The organism is Halorubrum shenae (assembly GCF_051194165.1).
In the GTDB taxonomy this organism is placed as follows: Archaea; Halobacteriota; Halobacteria; order Halobacteriales; family Haloferacaceae; genus Halorubrum.
In genome coordinates this window covers 12,323-36,248 of record NZ_JBLZNI010000001.1, presented here as the reverse complement: position 1 = coordinate 36,248, position 23,926 = coordinate 12,323, and the positions used below count along the sequence as shown (strand labels likewise).

The following is a 23,926-nucleotide window of genomic DNA, read 5'->3' as shown; positions in this document are numbered from 1 at the left end:
GTCGTTTATGAGGCCCCCCGTCAACACGCGCGTATGGTCTCGGAGATCTTCGACCCCGACGCGTGGGAGCCGGTCACGGACGAGTTCGATGACGTCACCTATCACCGCGGCGTCGACGTGCCGGTCGTCCGTATCGCGTTCGACCGCCCGGAGGTCCGGAACGCGTTCCGACCGGGCACCGTCGACGAGCTGTACGCCGCGCTCGACCACGCGCGCAAACAGGCCGACGTGGGCTGCGTGCTCCTCACCGGCAACGGCCCCTCTCCTGATGACGGCGGCTGGGCGTTCTGCTCGGGCGGCGACCAGTCGGTGCGCGGCGGCTCGGGCTACGAGTACCGCGACGACGACGAGGCGGGCGACGAGGACGATCCGCTCGTCAAGGAGGCGCGCGCCGGGCGGCTCCACATCCTGGAGGTCCAGCGGCTGATCCGATTCATGCCCAAGCCCGTCGTCGCGGTCGTGCCGGGCTGGGCGGTCGGCGGCGGCCACTCGCTGCACGTGATCTGTGACCTCACGCTTGCCAGCGAGGAGCACGCGAAGTTCCTCCAGACCGACCCCGACGTGGCCTCCTTCGACGGCGGGTTCGGCTCGGCGTACCTCGCGAAGCAGATCGGCCAGAAGAAGGCCCGGGAGGTGTTCTTCCGCGGGAAGACCTACTCCGCCGAGGAGGCCGAAGACATGGGGATGGTCAACGAGGCGATCCCGCACGAGGAGCTGGAAGACGTCGCGATCGAGTGGGCCGACGAGATGACGAAGAAGTCGCCCACCGCGATGCGCATGCTGAAGTACGCGTTCAACATGACCGACGACGGGATGGTCGGCCAGCAAGTGTTCGCGGGCGAGGCGACCCGCTTGGCGTACATGACCGACGAGGCGCAGGAGGGCCGCGACGCCTTCTTAGAGAAGCGGGAGCCGCAGTTCCGTGACTACCCGTGGCACTACTAAACTGAGACGTATCCGGTCGGTCACAGCTCAAGAGTGGTACTCGAAAGGAACAGGAACTGTAGAAATATCAGTACTCGGTGGATCAACGCCAATCGTGACGCTCTCGCAACTGCGGGGAGTCCCTACTTGTTCCCAACCAGTCATTCAAAGCGTATCTCGGCGGCATATATCAACCAGATCGTGAAAGACGCCGCAGAGGCCGCTGGCTTGCAAGATAATGAGGTGTTCGTTGACGCCGCTGGAAGGAGCCGTAGAAAAGTGACTGCGCACGTACTCCGTCACAGCTACGCAGTCCAGTCACTCAAGAATGGCATAGATACACGGACATTATAGAAACTGTTAGGCCATGCACAGATCGAGACGACGGAAAAGTATCTGCGTCTTTCGAGAGATGATATTCTCGAATCGGCGCGTCAATACGGAGCCGGTTCGGAGTAGTTTCCTAACCAAACTCGGAGTGGAAAGGGCACGAGATTACACTTCAACGGCTCTGTTGAAATTCTATTCTTCAGATATAAAATGGGCTGAAACAGACGGTCGCTGAAGACCGCACATCGATTGCGGGATGTTCCACCAATACGAACGCATTTCCAGTTATCGTGGTAAATACACGGCGCGTATCTCACATGACAGAACCCCTGAGATTGGGCATTAGATTCGTTCAAAATAGAGGGTGTTTTCTCACCTGTATAACCTTACTCCAAATCGCTGAGACGGATCGTTCCGTCAGCGTCCACGGAAACCACCACGTTCTCGTACTGGAACGTGATTTCTCCCTTCTGACTTCGGTCGGTCCGGGATGAGGCGAACAGGGCATCGAGTGCGTCCGGTTCAATAACCGAGTAGAGCGGGTCGAGATCAGTCGTTTCGACTTCGTAGAACGTGGAGACGGCCTCGACGACTCGTACAGATACGGAACCATTCCTCGGATCGAACGCCGACTCGAAATCTACCGCCTTCGTACCATCAGCATGTGCCATACTGCGATGAGGAGGTAGTATAGTGTGAACTACCCCACCCTACCGCTCGCCTGACGGCTCGCGCTTGAGGGTGGGGCTTCCTGTTTCCACGACGCGCTTTGCAGATACAGGCGTATCCACAGGGAGCGCAGTCTCCACAGGCGTTGACGAGAGCAAAGCTCTCGTCCGCACATCAGAATCGCTCTGCGATTCTGAGGACGTTGATTCGGAGTGAACCACTCCTACATCTTCAAGACCGCGAGAAAGAATGTTCCACGCCGCGTTCGCGTCCCTGTCCGCCTCAAACCCGCAGGCGGGACAGGAGTGTTCACGAACCCACAGCGGTTTGTCCGTCTTGACACTACAGGACGCGCACTCCTTCGTCGTATCTTTCGCGTCAACCGCGACGAAGTGCGTTCCCTCACGCTCGCACTTGTATTCGAGCATCCGCAGGAACGTCCCCCACGCCGCACCCGCTCGGTTCCGTGAGTTCCCCGGTAGCTCGACCAAGCCCTTCGCGTCCAAGTCCTCGACCGCCACAAGGTCATATTCTCGGGCGTAGTAGTTCGACAACTTGTGGAGGAAGTCTCGTCGCTTTCGCTTGAGATTGGCGTGTCGTTCGGCCACGACCTGCCGTTGTTCCTCCCAATTCGCAGAGCCGTGTTCCTTCCGCGAGAGGTCGCGTTGGGCGCGTTCCAACCGTTCACGTTCGTCGCTGAAGTCGGGACTCTCGATGGCATACCCGTCGGTGTCGTGGGCGTACTTGAGAATCCCTACGTCGATACCAACGACCTTCTCGGGCGTCTCTGGTTTTTCAGGCGTGGCATCCTCCACGCTGATGCCGAACGTAGCGTACCACTCGCCCGTGGATTCTCGTTTGACCGTGACTTGTTTGATGGTCGCGTTCTCGGGAATATCGCGGTGGAGGTGAATCGGAATCTCGCCAATTTTGCTCAACCACAGGACAGACTGACCACTCGTATTCTTGAGTTTGAAGCCAGACTGATTGTAGGTGAGCGACCGATATTCCCGAGGCGGTTTCCACTTGAGTATTCCCACGGTGCGTCCGTTCTCCTTCTGTGCTTTGAGCGTGGAGAGGTTGTCGTAGACGCGCTTGACGACCATCTGCAACACTTTCGAGTGAACGTCCCCGAGGTCGTCCCACCACGTTTTGAGATCGGGGAGTTGTCCCTGCACCTTATATCGGGCGGGAATCTCGTCCACCTCGTTGAGTTTGTAGAGGACGTGGTTGTAGAGTTGCCTACAAGTATCGACGTGGGACAGAAGCGTCTCGGTGAGGGCTTCCGGTGGGTTGAGTCGATACTTGTAGTTGTACTGCATCTATGGCTCTCGTTCCTCGATGAGTTCGTCCAGTTTCTCTTGAACGAACGAGGAGAGGTTCAGGTGGTTGTCCTGAATCCACTCCTCTTGATCGTCACGGATGGAAATATTTTTGCGAGTCGTCACAACACACTATACACAAATTGCACAAATAAGAGTTGCGATTGTGTGGGCCTGTGGGCCGGTCGTCGCGGAATGTTTGTGAGACTATGACGGCACTGTATCCCCTCCCTACTGCGCTACTCGGTCGCTGCGCTCCCTGCGTTGCTCCTTGAGGAAGGGGACTTAGCGCCTGAAAACAGTTAAACATTCCATAAAAGTGTCAATCAGTATGTTACTTTATACTAACTATTTCAAGAGTGGTGTACGAGCCAAGATGATGCCAGAGTACACCCCTGATGAAATCAATCAACGATTCGAACTGTTAGGTCAGTACGACCGCCGATGTGTCATTCGCTTCCTACAAGAAGCCGAGACGGATCACGTATCGGTCGATGATGTGGTGGATCACCTCCAAAAGCACGGCCGGACGACAGACGAGCGTGACAAACTCAAAATGACGCTAAACCACCACCACCTTCCCAAACTCGCCTCGACTGCCGTGGCTGATTTCGATTCCCGTTCCGAGACGCTCCGATACCAAGGTGATGAACTCGTCGAAACACTCCTCGAAGTAGCACCGGAGACAGGCCTTTGAGAGCCTCTCGCCTCAAAGACGCGCGCTGTCAAACCTCATCGAGGGGGGTCCCGTGGCACTACTGAGAGACCGAACTCTCGCCGCCCGTTCCTACCCGTGCGTGTACCCGCGGTCGGAGAGCGGGTCGCCGTCGGCGGTCACCCCGTTCGCGGCGTCGACGACCTGCCCCACGCGGGTCAGCCCGCCCGGACACGCCTCGCGGGCGGGTCCGACCGCTTCCTCGGGGACCGCACAGACGAGTTCGAAGTCCTCGCCGAAGTGCGCGGCCAGCTCGAAGCGCTCGGCCGACCCGTCGGCGACCGCGTCGACGGCGGGGTGAACGGGAACGCTGTCGGGATCGAGTTCGAAGCCGACCTCGCTCGCCTCCGCGAGCTGGTGGAGCGAGCGCGCGAGCCCGTCCGAGGAGTCCATCATCGCGGTCGCCCGGCCCGCGAGCACGAGCCCGTCGGCGACGCGGGGCGTGAACCGGAACAGGTCGTTGGCGCGTTCGACCGATTCGTCGTCTCCGCTTTTAAATAGCCGGAGCGCGGCCGCGGAGCGCCCCCACTCGCCGGTGACGCAGAGCGCGTCGCCAGGGCGCGCGCCCGACCGCGTGACGACGCCCGCGTCGGTGGCGTCGCCGATCGCGGTCGAAGCCGTGGTGAACTCGTCGTGGCTGTCGAGGTCGCCGCCGACGTACTCGGCGTCGACCGCCTCGCAGACGTCGACCGCGCCGGCAACGAAGCGGTCGAGCTTCTCCTCGTCGAAGGTGGCGTCGGCGTAGACCGCGACCGCCGCGGTCGCCGCCGCCCCCATCGCCGCCACGTCCGAGAGCGACGCGCCGACCGCGCGCCACCCGGCGGTGTACCGCGTCGTCCCGGGCGGGAAGTCGGTCCGCTCGTGGAGCATATCGGTCGTGATCACTGTGTCGTCCACGACGGCGGCGTCGTCGCCCGCGTGCGGGAGGCCGGCCGCGAGCGCCCGAAGCGCGTCTCGCTCGTTCACGATACCGGTGAGTCGGGCCGGAACGGAATATAACTGATCGATCCGGGCGCCGCGGCCTCGACTCCGGTCCGCCCCCGTCTTGCGGATAGTTACCAAGAACCATTTAAATGGGTAATACACATTAACGTATATTATCATTATCAATCATTATGTTTATTACCCACCATCCGAACGTACCGAGTGCAATGACAGTATCCGTACGCGGACACGCAGCACCCCGACCCGCCGACAGCACGATCACTAGACGACCGCCGCAACCGCCCACACGACCCGATGACGACACCTAACGACACCACGCCCACCGACGAACCGACGACTCGAACGACCGACCGAACGACGACCGACCGATCTGCGACCGATCGAACGACGACGGATCGGCGCACCTCCGACACTTCTCTGCGGACGATCCCCGGGCGCATGCCGATCACCGAAGAGGCGGGCGCCCCGATCGTCCCGACGACCCGCACGACGACGACGGAGTCGACGGCGACCGACAGCCCTCGACGCCCGAGTCCGCCGCCGGCCGACGGCGAGCGGGACGCCCCGCTGGTCCCCGACCTGCGACCGACGCGTCGCTCGCGGACCGACGGGGGGTCGCGATGAGCGCCGTCCCCATGGCGGGGACCGGGCGCGGACCGCGACCGGACCCGACGACGTTCACGCGGCGTGCGACCGACCGATTCGACGACGCGACCGACCGATTCGACGACGCGACCACGGAGTGACATCAATGAATCCCAACGAACTCGACGACGACGTCTTCACGAGAGAGATCGACAACCCGGCCGGCCGGCAGCTCCGCGAGCTGTTCGAGGAGCAGGACTACACGTTCGCGCCCGGAATCTATCACGCGCTCGACGCCCGCCTCGCGGAGATGGCCGGCCTCGACGCGGCCTACATGAGCGGCTACTCGACCGTCCTCGGCCAGTTCGGCTTCCCCGACCTGGAGATGGTCACGATGAGCGAGATGGTCGAGAACGCGAAGCGGATGGTCGAGGCGACGAACCTCCCCGTCATCGCCGACTGCGACACCGGCTACGGCGGCGTCCACAACGTCCGGCGCGCGGTCCGCGAGTACGAGAAGGCCGGCGTCGCCGCGATCCACATCGAGGACCAGACCTCCCCGAAGCGCTGCGGCCACATCGCCGGCAAGCAGATCGTCTCCCGCGAGCAGGCGCGCTCGCGCTTCGAGGCCGCCGTCGACGCCAAGCAGAGCGAGGACACCGTCATCATCGCCCGCACCGACGCGTACGGCTCGGCCAACGGCGACTGGGAGGAACACCTCGAACGCGGTCGGATCTACGCCGACGCGGGCGTCGACCTCGTCTGGCCCGAGATGCCCGACCCGTCCCGCGAGGACGCGGTCGAGTACGCCGAGACGATCCACGAGACCCACCCCGACCTGGATCTCGCCTTTAACTACTCCTCCTCGTTCGAGTGGGGCGCACAGGAGGACCCGCTCACCTTCCAAGAGCTGGGCGATCTGGGCTACCAGTACATCTTCATCACGCTGTACGGGCTCCACTCGGGCGCACACGCCGCTTACGAGGACTTCGAGAGCATCGCGCAGAACGACGAGGAGGCGCAGTTCGACCTCGAAGAGCGGTACATCGGCCACGAGACCGAGAGCCACCACGAGCTCTCCTTCGTCCCGCGGTATCAGGACATCGAGGCCGAGTTCGACCCCGACGCCCGCGAGCGGCAGGAGGAGTCGGCGGGCTTCACGGACGAGGAGAGCGACCCGATCACCGCCGAGAGCAACGACGACGACTGATCGTAGCGCCCAGCAACGGACGATCCACCGCCGGATCGCGACGCCCGCCGGTCACCGATCCGGAATCGCCCCCCGTTTTTTCAGCTCGACGATGTCGCCGTCGCCGTAGCCGTAGGCTCTGAGGACGGTCTCCGTGTGCTCGCCGAGCGAGGGCGGATGCCGCCGGACCGTCGTCGGCGTCCGCGAGAAGTGCATCGGCGAGGCCGGCACCCGCATCGGTCCGGCGGTCGGGTGGTCGAACTCGGCGACCATGTCCCGCGCCGCTAGCTGGGGGTCGTCGAACACCTCGGCCATGTCGCGGACGGGGCTCGCGGGGACGCGGTGCTCGTCGAGCCGATCGAGAGCGTCCCCGGTCGTGAGCTCCGCGAACGCGGCGTCAAGTTCGGGATCGAGCGCGTCCCGGTTTCGGACCCGCTTCTCGTTGGTCTCGAACCGCTCGTCGGCGAGCAGGTCGGGGCGGTCGAGCGCCTCGCAGAGCCGGGGCCAGAACGCGTCGGACGCGCAGGCGACGACGACGTACCCGTCGCGCGTCTCGAACGCCTGATACGGTGCGATGTTCGGGTGTTTGCTCCCCATCCGCCCCGGCGGCTCGCCGCTCGCGAAGTAGTTCGCCGCCATGTAGCTGGTCCACGCGGCCTGTCCGTCGAGCAGGCTCACGTCGATCTTCTGGCCCGTTCCGTCGCCGAGCTCTCGTTCGAGGAGGGCCGCGAGGATCGCCTGCGTCGCGTACATCCCCGCGCCGATGTCGGCGAGCGCGACGCCGATCCTGACCGGCGCGCCGCCATCGACCCCCGTGATCGACATGAAGCCGCCGCGGGCCTGCATCATGATGTCGTAGGCGGGCTTGTCGCGGTCCGGGCCCCACTCGCCGTACCCGGAGATGCCGCAGTAGATCAGCTCGGGGTTCTCCTCGGCGAGGTCCGGGTAGTCGAGGCCCCAGTCGGCCATCTTGCCGACCCGAAAGTTCTCGACGAGCACGTCGGCCTCGCGGGCGAGATCGCGGAACACTGCCCGCCCCGGCTCGCTCGCGAGGTTCAGCTCGACGGAGCGCTTGTTGCGGTTGACGCTCGCGTAGTAGGCGCTCTGGGAGCCGTCGCCGTCGTCCTTGCGGTCTCCATCGCCGCTACCCTCTCCCTCACCGAAGGCCGGCGGGCGCCACGTCCGCGTCTGGTCGCCCTCGTTCGGGCGCTCGATCTTTATCACCTCGGCGCCGAGGTCGCCGAGCTGCATGGTGCAGAACGGTCCCACCAGCACCCGCGAGGCGTCGAGCACGGTGAGTCCGTCGAGCGGCCCCGCGTCGCCCTCGGGGTCGCGCGCTTCACCGACCACACGTGATCACCCTCGATATCGGCCGCCGTGTCGCGTCCATGCCTCCCGACTCGGACGGACGGGTTATGAGCCTCTCGGCGTGGAGCGGGAGTCGCCAGTCTGCCGTCTCCAGATTCCCCCGCCGGCGATGCCCGCCGCGTCGCCAACGGTTAAACCGGCCGGCGCCGTTCGAACCCGTATGGATCTCGACATCGAGGAGAACGTCGCGCTGACGACGGCATCGAGCAGCGGTCTCGGCTTCGCGTCCGCACAGGCGCTCGTCCGAGAAGGGGCGAACGTGGTCATCAACGGTCGCGACGGTGACCGTCTCGCGGAGGCGAAAGCGGATCTGGAGGCGGAAGCCGCCGGCGACGCCCGCGTCGTCGCCGTCGAGGGCGACATCACGGAGCCGGACGACCTCGACCGACTCGTGGAGACGACGCTCGACGAGTTCGGTCGGCTCGACCACCTCGTCACGTCCGCGGGAGGACCGCCGTCGGGCGCGTTTCTCGACACCGACGACGAGGACTGGGAGGAGGCCTACGAGCTGCTCGTGATGAGCGTCGTCCGGCTCGCGCGGACGTGCGCCGAGCCACTCGCCGACGGCGACGGCGGGACGATCGTCACCATCACCTCGCGGTCGGTGAAGGAGGCGATCGAGGGGCTGGTGCTCTCGAACGCGGTGCGGATGAGCGTGATCGGGTTAGAGAAGACGCTCTCGAAGGAGCTCGGCCCGGACGTGCGCGCGAACGCGGTGTTACCCGGCTCCCACGAGACGAGCCGGATCCGGGAGCTGGTCGATCAGGCTATCGAGCGCGGCGAGTACGACTCCTACGAGGAGGGGCTCGCCGACTGGGTCGACAACCCCCTCGACCGCATCGGCGACCCGGTCGAGCTGGGGAACGCCGTCGCGTTCCTTTCCTCGCCGCGCTCCGGGCACGTGAACGGGCAGGCGATCGTCATCGACGGCGGCGGCGGGAGTTCGAACCTCTAGTCGGGGCGGTGCGGCTGGTTCGCCTCGTCGCATCCCCCGCCCGCTACCGCAACCGTGAACCGGCGGGATCGCATCGCTCCGCGTAGATGGAGGTCCTCGTTCGGCTCATCGGGCTGCTCGCGTTGCTCCTCGCGGGGACGGGCCTCCGGCGGGTCGGCGTCCTCGACGCGGGCCGCACGGAGCTGCTCAACCAGGCGGCGTACTACGTCGCGCTCCCGGCGCTGGTGTTCGTCGCGACCTACGACCAGTCGATCGGCGAGATCGTCTCGTGGGAGTTGTTCGTCGCCGTTTTCGCCGCGCTCCTCGGGACGGCGCTCGTCGCGTCCGCCGTCCACCGAAATCGGTCGCCGAGCGGGCGCCGCAGCGTCGCGGTCGTCCAGTCGTACCACTCGAATCTGGGCTACCTCGGACTCCCGCTGGTCGCGGCGACGTTCGACGCCGAGGTGACCGCGATCGCGAGCGTCGTCCTCGGCATCGGCTCGCTGGTGCAGGTGCCGCTGACGGTGGTCCTGTTGGTGTCGATGAACGGGACGAACGCCGAGGGGGCTTTGGGGCGACACCTCACGTCGCTCGCGGGCAATCCCGTCCTCATCGCGCTCGTCACCGGAATGGCGATCGGGTGGTTCGAACTCGGCGTGCCGACCGCGGCCGCGACCGGCCTCGACTGGGTCGGGTCGCTGGCGCTCCCGCTCGCGCTGCTCTGTGTCGGCGCCACGCTGCAGGTCGACCCCTCGACGATCGACCCCGGCGCGACCGCCTCGGTGGTCGGGCTCAAGGTGGCGTGTATGCCCGCCATCGCGTGGGGCGCCCTCGCGCTGCTCGGCGTCAACGCCGCGACGGTCACCGCCGGGGTCGTGATGCTCGGGACGCCGACCGCGGTGTCGACGTACGTGTTCGCGACCGAGCTCGGCGGCGACGCCAGGTTCGCCTCGCTGAACGTGTTCGTCACGACGGTCGCGTCGGTCGCGTCGCTGACCCTGCTGATCGAGCTGGTCGGCACCGTGGCGTAGGGGGGGTCAGCGGGTCGGCTCGCTTCGGCTCGCTTCGACTCGCGAGCGCGTTCCGCCGCGATCCAAAGCGATTTGCTCCGGCGCGCTCAGGGTCGACCTATGGAACACGTCGCGTTCGACGACGCGGAGACGTACGAGCCGGAGGACGGGTGGGCGCGCGCCGCGCTGGCCGGCAGCGACCGATTCACCTTCGAGTGGTTCGAGAAGCCGGCGGGGCACTCCTCGCCGATGCACGACCACGAGAACGAGCAGGTGTGCGTCTGTCTGGAGGGCGAACTCGTCGTCCACACCGAGGAAGCGTCCGTCACGCTGGCGCAGTACGACTCGGTCCACCTCGGCGCGTGGGAGTCGCACCGCGTCGAGAACGCGACCGACGAGCGCGCGGTCGGCCTCGACGTGTTCGCTCCGGGCCGCGGCTTCGACTTCTGGACGGACCGCGAGGAGTGATGGCGGGCGACGCGTCGCGATCAGCGTCGGGCGCGGACGGCGGAGGGCCGACTCGGATCGCGCGGACCGTCGAGGGACGACCCCTGCTCGGCGACCGGAACGGCTTCGTCCCGCTGGCGGCGGCCGGAATCGACGGGGTCGACGATGCGCTCGGGGCGGCGTGCGGGACGTCAACGCTGCCGTCGGTCGGCGATCTCCCCGCCTCGCCGGTGCCGGCGGAGCAGCTCTCGTTCGGCGTCCCGTTCGACCCCGGGAAGCTGTGGGGGATCGGGCTCAACTACGCCGACCACGCGGCCGACCTCGACGCGGTCCGGCCCGCGGAGCCCGCGAGTTTCATGCAGCCGGCGACGACGCTGACAGCCCCCGGCGGCCCGATCCGGCTGCCGCCGACCGAGGAGGCGGCCCGCGTCACGGCGGAGGCGGAACTGGGCCTCGTGATCGGTCGGACCTGCACCGGCGTCGACGAGGCCGAGTTCGGCGACGTGGTCGCCGGGGTCGTCCCCGTCATCGACGTGACCGCCGAGGACGTGCTCCAGCGCAACCCGCGGTTTCTCACCCGCGCGAAGAGCTACGACACGTTTCTGGTCGTCGGCCCGTGGGTGTCGACCCCGGTCACCGTCGACCGGCTCGCGGGGACGACCGTGCGGACCGTGATCAACGGCGAGACGGTCGCGGAGAACACGGTCGGCCGGATGCTGTTCTCGCCCGAGGAGCTCGTCGGCGTCCACTCACGCGTGATGACGCTGGAGCGCGGGGACCTTATCTCGACGGGCACGCCCGGCGCGGGCGTGATCGAAGCCGGCGACACGGTTCGCGCGGAGATCGACGGCGTGGGCGTGTTGGCGGCCGACGTGGTCGGCGGCGACTGATAGCGGAAGCGGAGAGAAGAGGAGAGACAGTTCGGAGGTGAGAACCAGGCGGGATCCCGTGAATCAGGCCGCCAGCGTGCTGATACCGTTGATCTCGACGTAGCCGTACCCGCACTCGGGGCAGCGCCACTTCGTCTTCTCGCCGAGGTGGAGCGTCATTGCCGCGGTCCGGTAGAACGACTGCGTTTCTCCGCACGAGGGACAGTCAACGTCCTTTTCAAGGGCCATGTGCGCGGATCCGTTCGGCGCGGTTTTGAAGCTACTGATTCAGTGGTTGTACTCGGCTGATCGCTTTTAAATTGTTCCTGATAGATCGACGGTGAACACCGCCAAAGCCCCAGCCGGTGAAGACGCCGCACGCTCGCTGCGCTCCTCAGTCGCTCGTTTCACTCGCTCCCTGCGGTGCTTGTGTCGCCTGCGGCGTCTTCACCGGCTGCCCCTTTGAGTCCCACCCCGCACGGCACAGCCCCGCACCTCACCCCTCCCCAGCCTCGTCGCCGGCGCTGCGCGCCGGCTGCATGAGGGACCTCCGGTCCCTCTCTGCTCGCGGCGTCCCTCGCGTGTGCGGCTCGCGGGCCGATGGCCCGCTCGCCGGCACGCGCCACCGCAGAGCTATTTATAAATGGCCGTCGCCGCCATATCGATTGCGTATACATAACTCCCGCCGCCGTCGCTACTTCTCGTCGACGTGCCGGACCTCGCTGGCGACGCCGCGCGTCGAGTCGACCATCTCCGGGCCGGACATCTCGGCGCGCCCGACCGCGAACGCCTTCGGCCCCTCGATGACGACCTCGTCGCCGACGCGGATGTCGTCGTCCGCGTCGACGACGCCCGGCGCCAAGACGGAGCCGTGGGGGACGAACGGGTCGATCTGGACCCGCTTGGCCGGCGCGTCGCTCACGACCCAGTGGCGCGCGCCGGCCAGAGTAAAGGAGAGGGTCCCGTACTGCGGCACCATCGTCGCGAGCTGTTCGCCCGGCTCGCCCTCGCGGCCGGCGTCGGGGTCGTCGCCCCACACCTGGAGTTTGGGGTAGCGCCCGGTGGTGCGAATATCGGCCGTACCCGGGCCGCCGAACAGGTCGTCGCCGGCGCCGTCGCCAAGCAGGTAGTCGGCGAGCGCCCGGACCGTGTTGTGCTCGCGCTCGCGCTTGCTGTAGGCGGGCTCGCCTTGGAGGGCAGCGTTCAGCTCCCCGAGCGACTCGTCGCTCGTCGGGTGGCCGACGCAGGTGTACTCGAAGGGGATGTCGATCGCGGGGTCGCGCTCGACGCGCTCGCAGATCTCGCGGTAGCCGTCCTCGGGGACGTGCGCGATCACTCGGGAGTAGTCGTTCCGCTCCAGATATCGGCGGAGCACCTCGGTGACGAACTCGATCTCGTCTTCGCTCCAGTCGCCCGTGACCACGGCGTCGTAGTGCTGTGCGGGGTACGTCGTCTCGAGCTCCTGGGGCACCACGCCGATGGGCGAGGTCATCGAGACGGTGTGGCCGCGCCACTGGATCGCGTCGTGGAACTGCCCGTGGCTCTGGGAGTCGCTGTACGGCTTCGTGGCCGAGCAGGGGACGAGAACGAGCGGCTGGTTCGTGAACCGATTGCGGTACCGGCTCGTGACGCGGTCGGCGAACCGCCGGATCTCGACGCGGTCGAGCGTCTCCGCGGTCGCCGCCGTCACCTCGGCGTCGCGCATGAGGGGCGTCCGCTCTTCGAGGTACCCCCACTGGTCGTCGAACTCGCGGAACGCCGCCGTGAGCCACTGCTCGTGACGAGTCTGCCCCTCGATGTAGTCCCGCAAGCGACCCGCCCGGATGCGCTCACGGACCCGCCGGAGCTCGGCGCGGAGGGCGTTGACGTTGTGCTCGGCGCAGTCCGCGCGCGTAAACTCCTCGCGGGGCTGCGCGCAAGCGGGGCAGGCGCACGGCAGCTCGTCGAGGTCTTCGAGGAAGTGCTCGGCGTCGGCGGTGAGATACTTCCCCTGTGTCCCCTTCGTCCGCGCGAGCGACGCGTCGACGAGGTCGACGCCGGCGTACGCGAGGAGCGCGACGTTTCGGGGGGTGGCGACGCCTGAAAGCGTAAGGGCGGTGTCAGCCGGCAGGGCTTCCTTCGCCGCCACGATCGCGTCGCGAAACGCCTCGCCGTGGCCGACGAACCCGGAGGCGTCCGCGAGGACGTAGGCGTCGGCGCCGAGGTCGCGCGCGCTCTCGCTGTCGACGACCGCCGCGGCAGGGAAGTCGACGTCGGGGTGATCCACCGCGAACGACTCGCGGACCTCTTCGCGGGTGCCCGCGGGAAACGCTCGGTGCGGCAGAACGGTGAGCGACGCCTCGTCGCCGTCGGGGACCTCGCGGGCGCCGGCCCAGAGGCTTCCCGCGTCCTCAACGAAGGGGTCCGCGAGCGCCGGCGTCGTCACCGGGTCGGCGAGCCGGAGCTCACCGAGCCGGGCGGCGCCGTCGCGCTCGTGGACCTCGAAGTAATCGGTCATACCTCCTCTCGCGGGGGGACGGTGAATTCTCTTGTGTTCCGCGGTCGCCCCGGCCGAACCGTTAGGTTCCCCGCGCTCGTACCGTTTCCATGGACATCACCGGCCCGTGGGACCGCGACCGCGTCGACGAGTTCCTCGACGAAGCGCAGATTCCGGTCCGCATCGGCTGTCGCACTCCGGGCGACGCCCCGTGGATCGTCTCCCTGTGGTTCTCGTGGGACGGCGCGATCAACTGCGCGACGAGCGCGAGCGCAGACCTCGCCGACTTCCTCGCACACGATAACCACGTTTCCTTCGAGGTGTCGACGAACGATCCCCCGTATAAAGGCGTCAGGGGACGGGGACGCGCGACGGTGTCGCCGGACGCGGACAAGGAACTGCTCCGCTCGCTGTTAGACCGGTACCTCGGCGGGACCGACAACCCGACCGGCGATCAGCTTCTCAAGCCGGAGCGCGAGGAGATCCGGGTACGGATCGAGCCGGAGCGGCTGCACTCGTGGGACTACAGCGGACGGATGGAGCCGGAAGAGCGCTGATCGGGGAGCGAGCGCGATCGGGGTCGGAGCCTCAGCGACCGAGGTGCTGCAGATTCTCAATCTCGACGCGCTCCGGCACCGCGTCGACGGCGCGCGGCACCCAGTCGTCGTGGCCGAGCGTAATCTCGGTATCGGGGTTCGACTCGGCGAGGCTCGTGACGCCCTCAGCGGCCGCGAGTTGTGCCGCGCCGTCGATCCGCTCCGGGATCTCTGCGGTGAGCGGGTACGTCTCGGAGAGCGCCCGCGGGAAGGGACCGAACGGGGGTTTCACGCGCCACACCGCGTCGTAGTCGTGGGTCGACGGCGCGTCCGACTCGGTGAGGAGCAGGCGGTCGGGGACCGCGAGCCGCGAGAGCCGGTCGTGGTGCCGGCGGACCTCGGGGCGGCGAGCCGACTCGTGGGAGGTGTAGAAGAACGCGTCCTTCGAGACCGGATCGGTATCCTCCAGCTCGTCGGCGTGATCGAGAAGGGTTCGGAGTCCGTCGAGCATCGCCGGGTGGCCGCGAGCGCGACGGTCGACGAGCTGGAGGAGGTTCCCGGACCGGATCGCGGCCTTCACCCGCCGCAGCTCCTCGAAGGTGACGTGGAGGTTGTGCTCGGCGAGGAGCTCCTCCGCGGACCGGTCGGCGTCGGCGCCCTCCCCGCCGCTTCCGTCTATCTCTCGAAGCTCCCCGGGCGTGTGCTCGGCGCAGACGGGACACGAGCAGGGGAAGTACTCCATCTCCTCGAGGTGTTCGGTCCCCGAGACCGTCAGGTACCGGCCGTCGCGGGCCATCAGCGCGTAGGCGGCCGAGTCGAACAGGTCGCAGCCCGCGGCGACCGCCAGCGCGAGCATCATCGGGTGGCCGGCGCCGAACAGGTGGACCGGCGCGTCGGGGTCGAGCCCGCGCTTCGCGGCGCGGACCGCCTCGACGACCTCGGCGTAGCGGTAGGAGTTTAAAAGGGGAACCATCGCGCCGACGGGAAAAACGTCCAGATCGGTCGCGCTCGCGTGTTTCCCCGCCTCCTCGCGGAGGTCCGGGAACGTCGACCCCTGTACGGGGGCGTTGACGAGCATCTCGCCCGTCTCCGCGGCTTCGGCGTCAACGAGCGCCGTCTTCGTCGTCTCCAGCTCTCGCTCGGCGCGTTCGCGGTCGACATCCGGGGGAGTGGGCACGTCGACCGGGGTGGCCACGTCGCTGCCGATCCGTCGCTGGAACTCGATGATCTCCTCGGTGGTCACGTCGATGTCGCCGTACTCGGCGAGCTGGAAGGAGCCGGAATCGGTCATGATCGCGCCGTCGAACCCCAAAAAGTCGTGGAGTCCCTGATCGAGGACGCGGTCGCGGATCCGGTCGGTGCTCCGGATGATGTAGGAGTTCGTGATCAGCATCTCCGCGCCGAACTCCTCGGCGAGCCGCCGCGGCTCGACCGTGAGGACGTTGGGGTTGACGACCGGCAGGAGCGCCGGCGTCTCGACGGTCACCCCGGCGCGGGGGACCTCCAGCCGCCCGATCCGTCCGGCGGCGTCGTGATCCCGAATTTCGAAGTGATCGCGCATACCCGGAGTCCGGGGACGCGGGCGGTAAGGGTTGCGTTCGGGGGCGACGAGTCGATACTCCTCAGAGCCCGGTCGGATGACTCACGTACGTCGTCTCCACCCCCCACTCCTCCGTCAGCGCCTGTAACGACCGAACGCCGAACGTCTCGGTCGCGTAGTGGCCGGCGAGGAAGACGGTGAGACCGGCCTCGCGCGCGTCGTGGTAGACCTGCCTCTTCCCCTCGCCCGTGACCAGCGCGTCGGCGCCGGCGGCGGCCGCCTCGTCGAGCCAGTCGGTCCCGGAGCCGGTGACGACCGCGACGCGCTCGATCTCGTCGGGCCCGAACTCGATGACCTGCGTCGGCGACTCCGCACCCTCGCCGTCCGGCTGCCCCTCGAACCCGTCGAGCGTCTCGCGGATCGACGCCGCCGACCGCGGCGCGTTCGTCTCGCCGATCGTCCCGATCGTGATCGGCCCGATCTCGCCGAACGGCTCGCGGTCGTCGAGGCCGATTTCCGCCGCGACGCCGGCGGCGTTGCCGAGGTCGGGGTGCCCGTCGAGCGGGAGGTGTGAGACGTAGAGAGCGATGTCGTGGTCCGCGAGCGCCGCGACCCGGTCGTAGGTCCGGCCCGTGACGCGGTCGATCCCGCCCCACGAGATCCCGTGGTGGACGACGAGAACGTCGGCGCCCGCGTCGGCCGCGGCCTCGATCGTCGCGTCCGCGGCGTCGACCGCGAACGCGACGCGCTCTATCTCCTCCCGGTCCGATCCGACCTGTAACCCGTTCGCGCTGGCGTCGACGTCGGCGTACGCAGTCGTGTCGAGCCGGTCGTCGAGCCGCCGCACGTACTCGGAGCGCTCCATACCGAGGCGTGCGCCGGGTGGAAAATAAAGCGCGCGGGTCCCGCCGGGAGTTACGCGCTCTCCGCGACGAACGCCTCGACGGCCTCGCGGTCGGGGAGCGCCGTCATCCCCCCGCGGTCCTGCACCGAGAGCGCGGCCGTCGCGTTGGCGAACGCGAGCGCGTCGGCGAGGTCCGACGGGTCGCCGACGTCGCCTACCCCCGCGACCAACCGGCTTATCAGCCCGGACGTGAACGCGTCGCCGGCCCCGGTGGCGTCGACCGCCTCGACCGAGAATCCTTCGTGGCGCGTCGTCGTCTCGCCCCACGGCGCCGCGGCCATGCTCGCCGCGACCGCACCCGCGGACCCGAGCGTGACGACCGCCGTGTGCGGTCCGAACTCCAGTAAGTCTCTGGCCAGATCCTCGCCCTCGTGCGAGGAGATGCCGGTCGCCGCCACGTCCTCGTCGCTGGCGAACGCCACGTCGGTGTCCGCGAGGATGTCGCGAACCGCCTCGACCACCGCGTCGCGCTCCCCCTCCGGCACCAGGTCCGGGCGGTAGTTCACGTCGAACGAGACGGTGCAGTCGCGCTCGTCGGCGACGGCCGCGAGCTCGCGCATTGCCGTCCGACCCGTCGGGTGCGTCAGGGCGACGCCACCGACGTGAACCCACGAGACGGACGCCAGCGCGTCGGTCGGGACCGCGTCCGGCTCGAACCCGAACGTCACGTCCCGCGAGCCGTAGAATCGGAACCGCCGACCGTCGACGCCCGGAGGTGAGACCACCGCGAGGGTGGTGTTGCCGCCGAGGCGCCGGGAGAGTGTGTCCGAGACGCCCTCCTCGTCGAGCGTCTCCCGGAGAAAGTCGCCGAACGGGTCGTCGCCGAGCCGGGTCCAGAACGCCGGGGGCACGCCGAGCCGCGAGAGCCCGACCGCGACGTTGGCCGGGGCGCCGCCCGGTCGGTGGGTGAAACCGTCTACGTCACGCAGCGTCTCGCCCGCCCCGGGAAGCAGGTCGACGAGCGTCTCTCCGGCCACGAGAATGTCCGTCATGGGTAGAGGGAGGGGCGCCGTCCGGTATGAACGTTCGCGGTTCGCCGGCGGGCGTGGCGACGGGGCGGCGGAAGCGGCGACTCGCTCGCGGGCGATCCCTACTCGTCGCCGTCGGAGTCCGACTCGTCGGCCGCCGCCGCTTCCGCGACCTCCTCCGCGACCGCCTCGAACGCCGCGAGGATGACCCGCTTGCAGGCCTGCCCCTCGGTGGTCCAGTGGTGCGCGTAGTCGAGCATGTCGTCGTAGATGTCGGGCTTGCAGCCGGCCGCCTGCGGGTGCCCGCCCCCGTTCACCTTCCCGGCGACCTCGTGGGCGTGTTGGAAACCCTCGGAGCCGCGGATCGACGCGGAGCCGGCGGGCTTGACGATCACCGCGCCGTCGGCGCCACGCTCGCGAAGGGCCTCGGCGACCTCGTTCTGCGAGCAGCGACCGTACGTCACCGCGATCGTCCACTCGCCGATCTCGTGGGTGACCGCGCGGTCGACGGCGGCGTCGATCCGGGCCTCCTTCTCGACGCGCCGGTCGGTGACGTACTCCCGGACGGTCTCGGGGAGGTCGGCGCCGTACGCGCCCACGATCGTCGTGTACTCCTCGCTGCCGGCCCAGTAGGAGTAGTCGGCCAGGTCGTCGGAGCGCGGGTCCTCCTTGAGCCAGAGGTCGTGGTCGCGCGTCACGGTCGCCAGCTCGGCCCATCGGTCGTCGAAGTCGTGATCGAGCGAGCGGAGCGCCACGTCGGCGGTGCACTCCTCGTCGGACTCGCCGACGACGAGGTCGACGCCGAGGTCGCGGACGGCCGCGGCGGTCGACTCGTCCCACTGGTGGTGGTCGAACCACCGGATCGAGGCGGTCGACTCCGCGAGCGCCTCCAGCGGCTCGGCGATCCACTCGTAGTCGTCGGGACAGAGGTCGCAGACGAACAGATCCACGTCGTCGTCGGCGTAGGCGAACACGCGTTCGAGCGACGTGTCGATGGAGTACGGTCCCGCGGCGACCAGCCCGACCGGCGACTGGGTGTGGGCGTCCTCGGTGGGATCGTCGGTATCGGCGTCTGCCGACGCTTCGTCGTCGCCCGCTCCCTCGTCGGGCTCTTCGTCGTTTCTCTCCCCGTCTCCGAGCCGCGCCGCGATGGCCGCCTCGAAGTCCGCGGGGTCGAGCGCGGCGTCGTACGCCTCCCGGATCATCGCCGCGCAGGCGAGCCCGTCGGCGTCGCCGTCGGCGATAACGACCGCCTCGCTTCCCTCGATCGTCTCCTTCGCGCGTCGCTCGGCGCGCTCGTCGTCCAGCGAGTCCGGGTAGAAAAAGCCCTTGCCGGGCAGCCGCGTGTACCGCGAGCGGGGGATGTCCCCCTCGTCGATGAGTTCCTCGTCCATACCGTTGAGCCGGGCGGAAGCGGGAAAACTCCGCCGTTCTCTGGCCGCCGAAAGACGTGGCCGCCCGTCGGAGCCCCTCAGATCGTCGTCCGGCGCGGGTTCTCGTCCGTGAGCTGGCGGACGGTGAGGACGGGGATCGGACACGTCCGGACGACGCGTTCGGCGACCGAGCCGATGAGGAACCGGTTCTCACCGTGTCGCCCGCGCGTGCCCATCGTGACCACGTCGGCGTCGATCTCCCGCGCGTACTCGGAGATCTCCGGAGCCGGTCGGCCCTCCCGAACCTCGGCCGTGATGTCGAGGTCGGCGTCGCGCGCGGTCGCAGCGTCGGTCACCTGATCGAGTGCGGCCTCGCCGTGGTCGTCGAGCGCTTCGCGGAGGTCGTCGCGGACCTCGTCCGGCGTGGACTCGACCTCGCCGCTGTCGACGACGTAGACGGCGTGGATCTCCGCGTCGAACCGTATGGCGACGTCGACTGCGACGTCGACGGCCCGGCGGACGCTGTCGGAGCCGTCGGTCGCGACCACGATCGTGTCGAACATATCCACTCGTTCGCCGAGGCGATAGTTAAAAACAGGCGGTTGGGTTCGGCGGTGCGGCGGGGAGGGCAAGCGCGGCAGCGAATGACGGTTATAAAGGATCCACACGGTGCGGTGGCGCGCGCCTCCGAGCGGCCGAAGGGCGCGAGGAGCGCCGCGCGAGGGAGTCGCTGGCCCCGAAGCGAAGCGGAGGGTGCCAGCGACGAGGCTGGGAAGGCGTGAGGCTGCGGTGCTGTGCGGTCGGGTGGGACTCAAAGGGGCAGCCGTGAGGCGGTCGCAGGTGACGTAAGGACCGCAGGGAACGAGCGAAGCGAGTGACCGAGGACCGCAGCGAGCGTGCGACCGCCTCACGGCTGGGGCTTTGGCGGCGGTCGCCGCCCCGTCGATCGCAGACACTTAAAAGCGACCAAGCGTGTCCTCACAAAATCCGCATAAATCCCGCTCCGCGTCCCGTCTCGCCTACGCCAAGAACACGTGCCGCGGCCGATCCGCCAGCACCTCGCGGCCCCACTGAACCGTCTCGCGGAACTCGTCGGAGCCGAAGAACGTCATCGCGTCCTCCTTCGCGTGCCACTGGCTGGCGATGAACATGTCGTTCTCGTCTTCGACGTTCATCATCAGGTCGGTCTCGACGTGACCGTCCATCTCCGTGAGGATGTCCCCGATGTCGTCGAACGTGTCGGTGAAGTCCTCCTGATGCTCCGGCTTGACCGTGTAGAACATCCCCATCGTGCCGAAGCCGGACTCCTCGCCGGCCCGGGCGACGACGCCCGGCAGCTCCGAGAGGAAGCCCGCCGCGGTCTCGGCGGCGGAGCCGGTGTCCCAGATGGAGACGACCGCGGCGCGGTCGGTCACGCGCCCCTCGTACACCGCCGTCTTCACGTGGGTGCCGTAGTGATCGAAGTTGCCGCGGAGCCCCTCGACCTCGTCGAACAGCTCGTCCATGTCGGCCTCGCTGTAGAGTACCGTCGCGTACACGTCCTCGCCGTGGGGCTTGCCGGCGTAGATGTCGAGATCCGCGAGCTCGCCGCGGATGTCCTCGTCGGCGACGTCGCCGTCCGCTTCCTCGCCGTGGGGGTGGTCGCCCTCGCCGCCCGCGTTGTCCTCGCCGTGGGGGTGGTCGCCGTGTGCGGGCCCGCCGGCGGCGCCGGCGTGATCGTGGCCCTCGCCGTGGCCGTGACCGTGGTCGCCGCCCTCGCCGTGATGGCCGCCCTCGCCGTGGCCGCTGCCCTCGGCGTGACCGCCGCCTTCGCCGTGGCCGCCGCCCTTCCCCTCCGGCGTCGGTACGGTCTCGCCAGCGAGGTACGCCCCCAGATCCGCGGGCGGGAACCGGCGACCGATGTAGAACTCGCCGAACTCGCCGTAGCGCGAGGAGGCGGGGTCAAAGCGCATCTCGTAGACGATGTCCTTGATGTCCGTCGGGTCCGAGCCGAACAGCGTGACGCCCCACTCGTGGCTGTCGAAGCCGACGGAGGAGGCGATCACCTGTTTGATCTTCCCGGCGTACTCCTTGCCGACCTCGCCGTGGCCGGCCATGAGGTCGGCGCGGTCCTCGAACGAGAGGTCGTACCAGTTGTACTCCTCTCCGCGCCGCTTGCTCATCGGGTAGAAGCAGACGTACTCGTCGTCGGGGATCTCGGGCGTCATCTTCCCCTCGATGTAACTTTTAAGTCCCGTATCGACCGTGTCGGGGTCCTCGAAGTACTCGTCGGAGACGTAGCCCGAGACCTCGGTGACGGAGACGTAGGAGGTCGTTCGCTCCGTGAAGTTCGCGAGCGCGGTGTCCTCGAACCGGCGCTCGATCGACGACAGGTCGTCGAGCGTCGGACGGAAGTGGACGAACAGGAGGTCGGCCTTGTGTCCGATCACGGAGAACAGCCCCGACTCGCCTTCCTCGGCGTCGGCGATCAGCTCCCGGTGGTTTAAAAAGGTCTTCCCCTCCTCGATCGCCCGCTCTCGCTCTCGTTCGGGGGCGTCACGCCACGCGTCCCAGTCGATGGACCGGAAGTCGTGCAGCGCGAACCAGCCCTCCTCGGTCTGTGGTGCCTCGACCATACGTTGGCTTGGGTCGCCGGGACTTAGGAGTTTGCGAGTCGGCGGCGTCGTCGCTGTGTCTCCGCGACCGAAGTCGTTTCGACGAGTCGAGATGTCTCACTTGTGAAACCTCCAACAAGATTAATCATCATTAGCGCATTGGTGGCGCATGGCAATCGCTCGGCACGAACGCGGACGACGAGCGGACCTCCAGGCGCTGCTCTCGCAGGTCCATCCGGTGTTCATGTTGCCGCCGCTCGCGGCCTCGTGGTTCGGCGCGGCCATCGCCGGCGAGTTCGCGCTCTCAGTGGGAGCGATTCACATGACCGCGATCTTCTTCGCGGTGTACACGGCGCACGTGAAGGACGGCTACGTCGACTTCCATCGGCGCGGCGAGGACGACGACCACCCGATGACGGTCCGCGGCTGTCGCCTCTGCCTCCTCGGCGCCGGCGTCGGCTTCGCCGCCTGTACGCTCGCGCTCGGCGTACTCGTCGGTCCGGGCGCCGCGCTCGTCACCCTGCCGACCTGGTTCGTCGGGTACCTCCACGCGCCGCAGCTCGACACGAACCCGCTCACCACGACGCTGGGCTACCCGACCGGTATCGCGCTCGCGCTGCTCGGCGGGTTCTACGTCCAGACGGCCGAGCTGACCGCGACGATACTCGGCTTCGCGCTCGTCTTCCTCGTGACGCTCGCCGGGGTGAAGATAATCGACGACGAGCAGGACTACGCGTACGACCGGTCGATCGACAAACGGACCGTCTCGGTGCTACTCGGCCGACCGCGAGCCCGAACGCTGGCGTTCTCCCTGCTGATGACCGGGCTCGTCGGCGTTCTCTGGGGGACGATCGGCGGACTGTTTCCCCCGTCGGCGCCGGCCGCGGCGCTCGCGTTCGGCACGATCGCGCTGGTGGCCAGTCGGGCGGGCCCGACGATCGCGACGATGCTCCTGATCCGCGGCGCCTACGTCTTCCTGGCACTCCTGCTCGTGGCCGTCTGGTTCCGTCCGCTGTCCGGCGCCGCGCTTCCGGACATCACCGTTCTCGGGCCGTACACGTACCTCGCCACCGAGGTCGTCTTCGGAGCGGTCGCGTTCGGCCTGCTCCGCTACGCCGGCGCGCTCCGGCAGGCGGCCCGGACGGTCGCCGCCCTGTATCCGATCGCGTACCTCTGGGACTGGTACACGCTGGAGGTCGGCGTCTTCGAGATCACGATGCGCACGGGGTACGACCTGTTCGGAATCCCGATAGAGGAGCATCTCTTCATGATCGTCGTGCCGGCGCTCGTCCTCGGCCTTCATGAGACCATCCGGACGCTCTCGGTCGAGTCGGACGAGGCGACGGATAGAGACGATTGAAGAGCGGGGACGGCGGGATCCCGATTGTCGCCGCTACCGGTCGATGAGCCGTCCGAGTATCCCGCTCGGGAGCCCGGCGCGGACCAGCCGATCGTACAGCCGATCGGGGAGCACCGCGGCGGCCCGCGGGAGCCATCGCGCGCGGCGGCTCACTCGGTAGACCGCCCGCGGTCGCTCAGTCGTGGTCGCGACGACGACGCGTTCGACCACGGTTTCCAGGTCGGTCGCGGCGGGCGAGTACCCCTCGAACGCCCGGTACGCCTCGGCGTAGGGGCCGTCGGGATCTGCGTCCGCGTTCCGCTCCGCGATCCCCGCGGCCGCGCGCTCGTTGAACCCGGTCGGAACCGGGCCGGGCTCGACGAACGCGACGGTCACGCCGTGGGGCTCGACCTCGCGGCGGAGGGAATCGACGTACCCTGACAATCCGGCCTTTGCAGCGCTGTAGGCGCCGTGGTAGGGGAGCGCGGTCGACCCGACCATCGACCCGACCACGACGATCCGACCGCCGCGCTCGCGGATCGACGGGAGTGCGGCCCGGACCACGGTGTGAACCGCGGTCAGGTTCGTGTCGAGCTGGCGGCGGAACGACTCGGCAGTCGTGTCCTCGACCGCCGCGATCTCGCACCCTCCGACACAGGAGACGACTCGGTCCAACTCGCGGTCGGCGAGCAGCGTCTCGACCGCGTCGCCGTCGCGCAGGTCGAGCGCGTGGGTCTCGACGGTCTCGGAGAGCGCGGCCAACCCGTCGGCGTCGCGGTCGAGCCCGATCACGTCGTGGCCGGCGGCCGCGAGCGTTCGCACGACGCCGCCGCCGATCCCGCCGGCCGCCCCGGTCACGAGGACTCGCATGCGGAGCGGTTGCGCCCGG

The 23,926-nt window shown here is 67.9% G+C and carries 26 protein-coding genes; 12 read left to right on the top strand and 14 right to left on the bottom strand.

The genetic code is table 11. The features are described 5' to 3' along the window. The first annotated feature begins 33 nt into the window (after positions 1-33). Together ACNS88_RS00190 and ACNS88_RS00185 are read left to right on the top strand one after the other, a co-directional pair. Positions 34-945, top strand: a complete 912-nt coding sequence (locus tag ACNS88_RS00190; protein ID WP_435092750.1) for a 1,4-dihydroxy-2-naphthoyl-CoA synthase — start codon at positions 34-36, stop codon at positions 943-945. Between the two features lie 33 nt (positions 946-978). Beyond that, positions 979-1,278 (top strand): tyrosine-type recombinase/integrase, encoded by a 300-nt coding sequence (locus ACNS88_RS00185; protein WP_435092748.1) that lies wholly within the window; start codon positions 979-981, stop codon positions 1,276-1,278. A gap of 362 nt (positions 1,279-1,640) precedes the next feature. Here the strand turns inward: ACNS88_RS00185 and ddfA are convergent, their stop codons facing one another. From ddfA to ACNS88_RS00170, 3 genes are read right to left on the bottom strand one after another with little or no spacing between them, the layout of a single operon-like run. Beyond that, the gene (ddfA, locus tag ACNS88_RS00180; protein WP_435092746.1) at positions 1,641-1,925 is read right to left on the bottom strand and encodes a DdfA family disk-determining factor; all 285 of its coding nucleotides are present in this window, start codon (positions 1,923-1,925) and stop codon (positions 1,641-1,643) included. A 39-nt stretch (positions 1,926-1,964) separates the two neighbouring features. Continuing rightward, positions 1,965-3,245, bottom strand: a complete 1,281-nt coding sequence (locus tag ACNS88_RS00175; RefSeq protein WP_435092744.1) for an RNA-guided endonuclease InsQ/TnpB family protein — start codon at positions 3,243-3,245, stop codon at positions 1,965-1,967. Beyond that, complete coding sequence (locus tag ACNS88_RS00170; protein ID WP_418284163.1) at positions 3,246-3,371, bottom strand: hypothetical protein; 126 nt, start codon at positions 3,369-3,371, stop codon at positions 3,246-3,248. A gap of 253 nt (positions 3,372-3,624) precedes the next feature. Between ACNS88_RS00170 and ACNS88_RS00165 the strand changes: the two genes are divergently transcribed. Further along, positions 3,625-3,942, top strand: coding sequence for a DUF7344 domain-containing protein (locus ACNS88_RS00165; protein ID WP_435092742.1), 318 nt, complete (start codon positions 3,625-3,627; stop codon positions 3,940-3,942). Positions 3,943-4,032: 90 nt separating this feature from the next. Here the strand turns inward: ACNS88_RS00165 and thiL are convergent, their stop codons facing one another. Next, positions 4,033-4,926: a thiamine-phosphate kinase gene (gene thiL, locus ACNS88_RS00160; protein WP_435092740.1), complete on the bottom strand. Its 894-nt coding sequence runs from the start codon at positions 4,924-4,926 to the stop codon at positions 4,033-4,035. A gap of 273 nt (positions 4,927-5,199) precedes the next feature. Between thiL and ACNS88_RS00155 the strand changes: the two genes are divergently transcribed. Genes ACNS88_RS00155 through aceA form a run of 3 tightly spaced genes read left to right on the top strand, consistent with a single transcriptional unit; the run spans position 5,200 to position 6,700 of the window. Next, positions 5,200-5,529 (top strand): hypothetical protein, encoded by a 330-nt coding sequence (locus ACNS88_RS00155; protein WP_435092738.1) that lies wholly within the window; start codon positions 5,200-5,202, stop codon positions 5,527-5,529. Then, entirely contained in the window at positions 5,526-5,651 is a 126-nt protein-coding gene (locus ACNS88_RS00150; protein WP_435092736.1) for a hypothetical protein, read from the top strand. Before ACNS88_RS00155 ends, ACNS88_RS00150 begins: the two co-directional genes overlap by 4 nt. A 5-nt stretch (positions 5,652-5,656) precedes the next feature. Then, a complete protein-coding gene (gene aceA / locus ACNS88_RS00145) occupies positions 5,657-6,700 on the top strand; it encodes an isocitrate lyase (RefSeq protein WP_435092734.1) in 1,044 nt (347 codons plus the stop codon). 51 nt (positions 6,701-6,751) lie between these two features. On the opposite strand, the gene ACNS88_RS00140 is transcribed toward aceA, so the two are convergent. Beyond that, positions 6,752-8,029 (bottom strand): CaiB/BaiF CoA transferase family protein, encoded by a 1,278-nt coding sequence (locus tag ACNS88_RS00140; RefSeq protein WP_435092733.1) that lies wholly within the window; start codon positions 8,027-8,029, stop codon positions 6,752-6,754. Between the two features lie 178 nt (positions 8,030-8,207). On the opposite strand from ACNS88_RS00140, the gene ACNS88_RS00135 reads away from it, so the two are divergent. The 4 genes from ACNS88_RS00135 to ACNS88_RS00120 all read left to right on the top strand — a co-directional run bounded on the left by ACNS88_RS00135 (position 8,208) and on the right by ACNS88_RS00120 (position 11,328). Beyond that, positions 8,208-9,002 carry an SDR family oxidoreductase gene (locus ACNS88_RS00135; protein ID WP_435092731.1) on the top strand — a complete coding sequence of 265 codons (795 nt, stop codon included), beginning with the start codon at positions 8,208-8,210 and terminating at the stop codon, positions 9,000-9,002. Between the two features lie 86 nt (positions 9,003-9,088). After that, a complete protein-coding gene (locus ACNS88_RS00130) occupies positions 9,089-10,012 on the top strand; it encodes an AEC family transporter (RefSeq protein ID WP_435092729.1) in 924 nt (307 codons plus the stop codon). A gap of 99 nt (positions 10,013-10,111) precedes the next feature. Further along, positions 10,112-10,459: a cupin domain-containing protein gene (locus ACNS88_RS00125; protein WP_435092727.1), complete on the top strand. Its 348-nt coding sequence runs from the start codon at positions 10,112-10,114 to the stop codon at positions 10,457-10,459. Further along, positions 10,459-11,328, top strand: coding sequence for a fumarylacetoacetate hydrolase family protein (locus ACNS88_RS00120; protein ID WP_435092725.1), 870 nt, complete (start codon positions 10,459-10,461; stop codon positions 11,326-11,328). The genes ACNS88_RS00125 and ACNS88_RS00120 overlap by 1 nt, the downstream gene beginning before the upstream one ends. 63 nt (positions 11,329-11,391) lie before the next feature. Here the strand turns inward: ACNS88_RS00120 and ACNS88_RS00115 are convergent, their stop codons facing one another. Both ACNS88_RS00115 and arcS read right to left on the bottom strand, forming a co-directional pair. Beyond that, the gene (locus ACNS88_RS00115) at positions 11,392-11,556 is read right to left on the bottom strand and encodes a DUF7838 family putative zinc beta-ribbon protein (RefSeq protein ID WP_435074622.1); all 165 of its coding nucleotides are present in this window, start codon (positions 11,554-11,556) and stop codon (positions 11,392-11,394) included. A gap of 445 nt (positions 11,557-12,001) precedes the next feature. Next, positions 12,002-13,804, bottom strand: a complete 1,803-nt coding sequence (arcS, locus tag ACNS88_RS00110) for an archaeosine synthase subunit alpha (protein ID WP_435092723.1) — start codon at positions 13,802-13,804, stop codon at positions 12,002-12,004. Between the two features lie 89 nt (positions 13,805-13,893). Here arcS and ACNS88_RS00105 point away from each other — a divergent pair, with 89 nt between their 5' ends. Continuing rightward, positions 13,894-14,340: a pyridoxamine 5'-phosphate oxidase family protein gene (locus tag ACNS88_RS00105; protein ID WP_435092722.1), complete on the top strand. Its 447-nt coding sequence runs from the start codon at positions 13,894-13,896 to the stop codon at positions 14,338-14,340. A gap of 31 nt (positions 14,341-14,371) precedes the next feature. Here ACNS88_RS00105 and tgtA read toward each other — a convergent pair whose 3' ends face one another. The 6 genes from tgtA to ACNS88_RS00075 form a co-directional block, all read right to left on the bottom strand. Next, entirely contained in the window at positions 14,372-15,880 is a 1,509-nt protein-coding gene (gene tgtA, locus ACNS88_RS00100) for a tRNA guanosine(15) transglycosylase TgtA (RefSeq protein WP_435092720.1), read from the bottom strand. Positions 15,881-15,941: 61 nt separating this feature from the next. Continuing rightward, the gene (locus ACNS88_RS00095) at positions 15,942-16,724 is read right to left on the bottom strand and encodes a Nif3-like dinuclear metal center hexameric protein (protein WP_435092718.1); all 783 of its coding nucleotides are present in this window, start codon (positions 16,722-16,724) and stop codon (positions 15,942-15,944) included. A 50-nt stretch (positions 16,725-16,774) separates the two neighbouring features. Further along, positions 16,775-17,755 carry a carbohydrate kinase family protein gene (locus tag ACNS88_RS00090; protein ID WP_435092716.1) on the bottom strand — a complete coding sequence of 327 codons (981 nt, stop codon included), beginning with the start codon at positions 17,753-17,755 and terminating at the stop codon, positions 16,775-16,777. Between the two features lie 98 nt (positions 17,756-17,853). After that, positions 17,854-19,125 (bottom strand): DHH family phosphoesterase, encoded by a 1,272-nt coding sequence (locus ACNS88_RS00085; protein ID WP_435092714.1) that lies wholly within the window; start codon positions 19,123-19,125, stop codon positions 17,854-17,856. Between the two features lie 77 nt (positions 19,126-19,202). Next, positions 19,203-19,667 (bottom strand): universal stress protein, encoded by a 465-nt coding sequence (locus ACNS88_RS00080; protein WP_435092712.1) that lies wholly within the window; start codon positions 19,665-19,667, stop codon positions 19,203-19,205. Between the two features lie 456 nt (positions 19,668-20,123). Further along, a complete protein-coding gene (locus ACNS88_RS00075; protein WP_435092710.1) occupies positions 20,124-21,719 on the bottom strand; it encodes a heme-binding protein in 1,596 nt (531 codons plus the stop codon). Between the two features lie 148 nt (positions 21,720-21,867). Here ACNS88_RS00075 and ACNS88_RS00070 point away from each other — a divergent pair, with 148 nt between their 5' ends. Beyond that, a complete protein-coding gene (locus ACNS88_RS00070; protein ID WP_435092708.1) occupies positions 21,868-23,058 on the top strand; it encodes a lycopene cyclase domain-containing protein in 1,191 nt (396 codons plus the stop codon). A gap of 33 nt (positions 23,059-23,091) precedes the next feature. On the opposite strand, the gene ACNS88_RS00065 is transcribed toward ACNS88_RS00070, so the two are convergent. Beyond that, positions 23,092-23,907 carry an SDR family NAD(P)-dependent oxidoreductase gene (locus tag ACNS88_RS00065; protein WP_435092706.1) on the bottom strand — a complete coding sequence of 272 codons (816 nt, stop codon included), beginning with the start codon at positions 23,905-23,907 and terminating at the stop codon, positions 23,092-23,094. Positions 23,908-23,926 lie beyond the last annotated feature (19 nt).